Below are 5,406 nucleotides of genomic sequence, written 5' to 3' on the forward strand. Positions count from 1 at the left end.
CGCGGGGTAAGCTTAGGCGGCTCGAAGCGGACATTTGAATCTGGCTAAAAGCAATGGGATGGACTCCTCCTCACCCCACGGGAGCATGATTGCAGTTGTCTTTAACCACGCAATTAGGAGGAACCCAAGATGGACATTATTCGTGTCGGAATCGACCTGGCAAAGAGCGTGTTCCAATTGCACGCCGTAGATCGCCGGGAGAAGACGATCTGGCGTCGCAGGCTTGCGCGCGATGAGTGGCTAAATGTTTTGCGCGCAACGGTCCCTCTGCATGCACAGATCGGTATGGAGGCGTGCGGAGGTGCCCATTATTGGGCACGGCGGCTGCAGACGCTGGGATATACCGTCAAGCTCATCGCTCCACAGTTCGTGAAACCGTACGTCAAGAGCAACAAGAATGACGCAAACGATGCCGAAGCTATCTGTGAGGCGATGAGCCGACCCGGGATGCGTTTCGTTTCCGTTAAGACAGTTGAACAACAAGATGTGCAAGCAGCTCACCGGGTGCGTACTGGACTGATGGAGCAGCGAACCGCGAAGGCAAACCAGATTCGAGGCTTGGCATCCGAGTATGGTCTCGTGGCGCCGAAACAGATACTTCAGTTGCGACGCGCAGTGCCAGTTTGGCTCGAAAACAGCGACTGCTGCCTGAGTGACCGATTCCGCCGGCTACTTATCGGAATTTGGGAAGATCTGCGTGCGCTAGACGAGCGGATAGCCGAGCTTGACCGGGAAATCGCGGCAATCGCTGCATCGGACCCTGTAGCTGTTCGTCTGCAACAGTTACGGGGTGTCGGGCCGATGGTCGCCACTGCGTTGTTGGCCGCAGTGGGAGATGCCAGGCAATTTGCCAACGGACGGCAGATGGCCGCGTCGCTAGGGCTCACGCCCAAGCAGAACAGTTCGGGCGGCAAGGAAAGACTTCTGGGCATCAGCAAGAGAGGTGATTCCTACGTGCGCTGCCTCTTAATACACGGCGCACGGGCGATGATCCAGATGGCCCGCCGCAGGACCGATGCACTAAGTTTATGGGTAATGCGCATTGCGGCAAACAGACATCCAAATGTCGCCGCGGTTGCGCTGGCGAACAAGACTGCACGAATTGCATGGGCGATGATCACGCGGGAAACGGATTACCATCCAGAACTGGCTGCGCAGTAAAGTTGTCTCAATCAAGCGATGTCTTAATTCGCGATTGCAAAACAAACCGCACGATGGTCAACAGGTCGAACCGGCGCTGATCAAACCCGCTAATGTCCGGGGCCGCAAGCCCGTAAAAGCGATTGGGAGTCAGCGCGCGAATAGCCCATTAGGGTCCGCGGCCTCATTGAGGCGCAGCTTCAGAGACCGGATATACGTGAGCGATCGAACCTAAGCCTGCAACGCGGAATGTTTGCAAACGAGGAGGAGTCCATATACGGACATTACAATCTAGCCGCTACAGTCATACGTCCTCGTTAGAAGGATTATGTTTACTTGCAGGCATGATTATGGGCCACAGCAGGAAAGCTGCACGGAACTCATCAAGAGACCATTCCCGTGATGGCCGTCGAATCAGGCGCCCGGTTCGCATTCAAAGAGGTATTGATAGTTCTGCGCGGGGACGAAAGCGTGGCGGAGGTTCATTTAAATGGCCCCACCCCGAGCGGATCGCGGCAATATTGCGGCGAAATTCGCTGTTATCGGTACTTTCACGACGTACCCATTGATGCCCAGTACGTAGGCGCGCGCGATATCGCTGTCTTCCCTCGACGACGTCAGTGCAATCACCGGGATCCGCCGTAATCGAGGATCAGCCTTGATCACTTCAAGCACTTCAAGTCCTGTACCCCGCGGCATCTTGATATCGAGCAAGATGAGGTCTGGTTCTTTGTGCGTGCACGAAGCGTACTCCCCCGTTCGGGTCATATAGTCGAGTGCCTTCTGGCCGTCGTCAACTGACACGACAGGCTGACGCGTGTTGCAGAAGTCGAGTGCAACCTGCAGAAGTTCGAGGTCGCCTGAGTTGTCCTCAACCACCAGTACGGGGCGGTCCATCATTCTCTCGGCTGTTCGCCTGGCCGATATGTTACGCGCTTGGGAGAATAAGGATCAGGTCATCACATCCTACAGGATTGTTGCCTCTCGAGATCCATACATCAGCTCGCACCAACTCGAACGCCTACCGGTTCGCAGTATACAAGTCGGCATCGTACGAATTCCATGGTCCACACCGTTCGAGTGTGTTGCGGCATGCACGATGCGATTCCAGGACAACGAGTTTTCGATCAAGCACTGATGCTCGTTGCGCTGCGTAGCGGGAAATCAGAATCCTCATCTGCGGCTCGGTCGAATTTGCGATGTCACGGTTTGGGCGACGGTAATGAGTCGATGTTCGCGAGCCGTTAGTGAAAGAATCTGTTAGCCGGTGAATCCGTCACGGTGTCCGTTCCGTAGGCGCGGTTGAGAGTGGCTTGCGCTGCTAACTAAGATTCCTCCGGCAAACCGTCCCGCTCTCCCGGTGTTGGAGCCGATCCGCTAAAGAATCGGGTCAACACTGTCCAACAATCAGCACCCAAGGAGATGGACATGGATGACAGAAACGCAATGACCAACGTATTCGATCGCCGCGTCGAGCGTCGCGAGAAGCGTCGCCAGTTTTTTCGCAACGCAGGTGGACTCGGGTTGGGCTTGGTAGGCGGTGCCATTCTCGGTGCATGCGGCGGGGGTTCCGGAGACAATGCGAACGCGGCGACCGGACCAACCGATCCCGAGATCCTCAACTTTGCACTCAACCTCGAATATCTCGAGGCGACCTTCTATGCGTACGCGACGACCGGTGCAGGGCTACCGGCCAATCTCATGACGGGTGTGGGTACGCCAGGCAAAGTCATTCCCGGTCAGCAGGTCAACTTCTCCGATCCCGTCGTCGCAGCGTACGCACGCGAGATCGCGCAAGACGAGCTTGAGCACGTCACATTTCTGCGCACGGCACTCGGCGGCGCAGCTGTCGCGATGCCAGCACTCGATGTCGGCGGCACCGATCCCAACGGAGCTTTCTCGCTTGCCGCTCAGGCGGCAGGCCTCGCTCCGGCTGGTACCCCCTTCAACCCCTATCTCAATGACAACAACTTCCTGCTCGGTGCCTTTATCTTCGAAGATGTCGGCGTGACGGCTTATAAGGGCGCATCGCCGCTCATTACCAATAAAACCTATCTTGAAGCGGCAGCTGGGATCCTCGCCGCTGAGGCCTATCATGCTGGCCTCGTCAGAACCGTGCTCTACACGAAAGGCATCCAGGCACCGAGCCTCGTGACCGCAACGCAGGCCATATCGGACGCACGCGATTCACTTGACGCTTCCAGCGATGTAGATCAGGGCATCGCTGGCGCAAATAGTCAAATCTCCAACATCGTGCCGCTCGACTCCAACGGCATCGCCTTTAGTCGCAGCTACGACGACGTCCTCAATATCGTCTACCTGAATAAGGGCGCCGTGACACAGGGCGGCTTCTTCCCTGCGGGGGTGAACGGAACACTGCACATGAGTAGTGCCTACGCGTAATCCCTTAGTCAACGGATGCGATCGTCACGGGGCACTTTAACGCGTGCCCCGTGACGTCCTGAATGTGTTCGGAGAGGAGATCTATGAGCAATCGATCTATCGCTACGTGGCGCCTACGAGTCAGGCTTGCCATGGCGGCGACTTTCCTTGTTGCAGGCGTGGCGCTTCAATTGCTGCAGATTTTGCACGTACTTCATGCATGATGATGCGCATGGCCCCTCCACTGCGTCTGCATATTCCTCAAAGGCTCGCAGCCAGCTTACTTTTCGCATGCCTTCTGGTCGCCCGCGGAGAAAGCCATGCGCGGCCGCTGACTCTTCAAGGCTATATGCAGATGCGGGGGCCACCTGCCGACGAACGCATCGCGTACGGGCAAGCGCCCGCCCAGTTCCTCGAGTACTTTCGGCCATCAGGCCGAGGCCCATTTCCGGTCGTCGTCATCATTCACGGCGGATGCTGGTTACACGAATTTGGAGGCTTGCGACAAGTGGCCAGCATGGCACGCGAATTTGCAAGGAAAGGCTTCGCCGTGTACAGCATCGAATATCGCGGCATCGACCAAGCAGGCGGCGGTTATCCGGGTACCTACGACGACATTGCTTCAGCGCTCGACTCGATAAGCAAGCTGCAAAAGCGAGACGACCTCGATCTAGGAAGAATCGTCGGCGTTGGCCATTCAGCCGGTGCTCAACTCATACTCTGGGCGGCGGGACGCAACAGGATGCCGAACGACAGTCCGTTGTTCGATGCTCACCCTGTCATGCTGCATGCGGTCATCGGATTGGGCGCGCTACCTGATCTGGGCAACCGACCCGCCATTCAAAATGCCTGCGGCATCGCTCCCGAGGCGTTGTATGGCGGATCTCAACGCGCGGATGCGCTACGGGACACGTCGCCTGCGGCCATGCTGCCGCTCGACACGCACCGGATCGTGCTGATCAACGGTTCGCTGGACACCGTCTCTCCACCAGAAGCGGTAACAGGATTTTCTAAGGCAGCCAAGCAACGAGGCAACACTGTAAAAGTGATTGAAGTCCCTGCCGCCTCTCACTACGACGAGGTATCAACTTCCTCGCCTGTCTGGCATCCATTGCTTCAGGCAGTTCAGGATAGTGCGTCCGAGTAAGTCACGCATGCAAGCGGGAGCTTTATCTCGCCGCTCTTCTGTACTACACAGACAAGTTTGGCGATGAGGAAATGATGACCGCGCGTGACCGGCTCTTTGCCTGGGTGTTTTCATTGCGGGTGGAGTTGCTCCGCGTGCAGTATCGGTCGATCGATAATCGCGCGCGAGGCGATCGGTCGAACCCCTCCCCGTTTGCGCTGATGCGCGAAGCTGGATCTGCCGCGTCGTCCGTTAACTCTCCGCACCTACGAAACCCTACAACGACGCCCACGAAAAAGAACTCGTTGCGTTTTTGAATAAGTCGAGGGCGGAATGCATAACACTCCAATCGATCCCCGGTTGCTGACCGTCGGCGAACTGTTCGACGACTCGAACGCGATTTACACCGTCCCGATCTACCAGCGAAACTATGCTTGGCAGGCCGAGCAAATCGAGCAACTCCTGAGAGACATTCAGGACGCGATTCGCGATAAAGAGAGCAGCTACTTCCTCGGTAACCTCATGGTCACAAACTGCAGAGCAGTTTCACCGGCTTTGAAGTCCTCGACGGCCAGCAACGACTTACTACTCTTTATCTGCTGCAGACCTTCCTGGCTGAAAGCGGCGATATGCTGCAACGACAGAGGTGGCTTCGGGAATTCGGACAGTTCGTTGAGTGGAAAAGCTGGGGCGTGAGTCGGCCATAATGGCCGGCAACAAGGAACCAGAAGATGACGAAACGAAACCGACGGACCCAC

General features: G+C 56.8%; 5 protein-coding genes and 1 pseudogene. 5 read left to right on the forward strand and 1 reads right to left on the reverse strand.

What is annotated here, in order from left to right:
- Positions 1-129: 129 nt before the first annotated feature.
- Complete coding sequence (locus tag NCT03_RS33330; RefSeq protein WP_250495483.1) at positions 130-1,161, forward strand: IS110 family RNA-guided transposase; 1,032 nt, start codon at positions 130-132, stop codon at positions 1,159-1,161.
- Between the two features lie 465 nt (positions 1,162-1,626).
- Here NCT03_RS33330 and NCT03_RS33335 read toward each other — a convergent pair whose 3' ends face one another.
- A complete protein-coding gene (locus NCT03_RS33335; RefSeq protein WP_250495484.1) occupies positions 1,627-2,040 on the reverse strand; it encodes a response regulator in 414 nt (137 codons plus the stop codon).
- A gap of 528 nt (positions 2,041-2,568) precedes the next feature.
- Between NCT03_RS33335 and NCT03_RS33340 the strand changes: the two genes are divergently transcribed.
- The 4 genes and pseudogenes from NCT03_RS33340 (at position 2,569) to NCT03_RS33350 (ending at position 5,344) form a co-directional block, all read left to right on the forward strand.
- Complete coding sequence (locus NCT03_RS33340) at positions 2,569-3,543, forward strand: ferritin-like domain-containing protein (protein ID WP_250495485.1); 975 nt, start codon at positions 2,569-2,571, stop codon at positions 3,541-3,543.
- A gap of 43 nt (positions 3,544-3,586) precedes the next feature.
- A complete protein-coding gene (locus tag NCT03_RS33345) occupies positions 3,587-4,669 on the forward strand; it encodes an alpha/beta hydrolase family protein (protein WP_250495486.1) in 1,083 nt (360 codons plus the stop codon).
- A gap of 26 nt (positions 4,670-4,695) precedes the next feature.
- Positions 4,696-4,965, forward strand: a pseudogene (locus tag NCT03_RS34475) (DUF7834 domain-containing protein); the annotation flags it as partial.
- Between the two features lie 16 nt (positions 4,966-4,981).
- A complete protein-coding gene (locus tag NCT03_RS33350) occupies positions 4,982-5,344 on the forward strand; it encodes a DUF262 domain-containing protein (protein WP_250495487.1) in 363 nt (120 codons plus the stop codon).
- The last annotated feature ends 62 nt before the right edge of the window (positions 5,345-5,406 follow it).

Origin of the sequence: Caballeronia sp. GAWG1-1 (assembly GCF_023631465.1) — a bacterium.
Taxonomy (GTDB): domain Bacteria; phylum Pseudomonadota; class Gammaproteobacteria; order Burkholderiales; family Burkholderiaceae; genus Caballeronia.

Coding starts and splice junctions, on each gene's coding strand:
- NCT03_RS33330 (WP_250495483.1), top strand. CDS start 130: ATGGACATTATTCGTGTCGGAATCGACCTGGCAAAGAGCGTGTTCCAA.
- NCT03_RS33335 (WP_250495484.1), bottom strand. CDS start 2,040: ATGATGGACCGCCCCGTACTGGTGGTTGAGGACAACTCAGGCGACCTC.
- NCT03_RS33340 (WP_250495485.1), top strand. CDS start 2,569: ATGGATGACAGAAACGCAATGACCAACGTATTCGATCGCCGCGTCGAG.
- NCT03_RS33350 (WP_250495487.1), top strand. CDS start 4,982: ATGCATAACACTCCAATCGATCCCCGGTTGCTGACCGTCGGCGAACTG.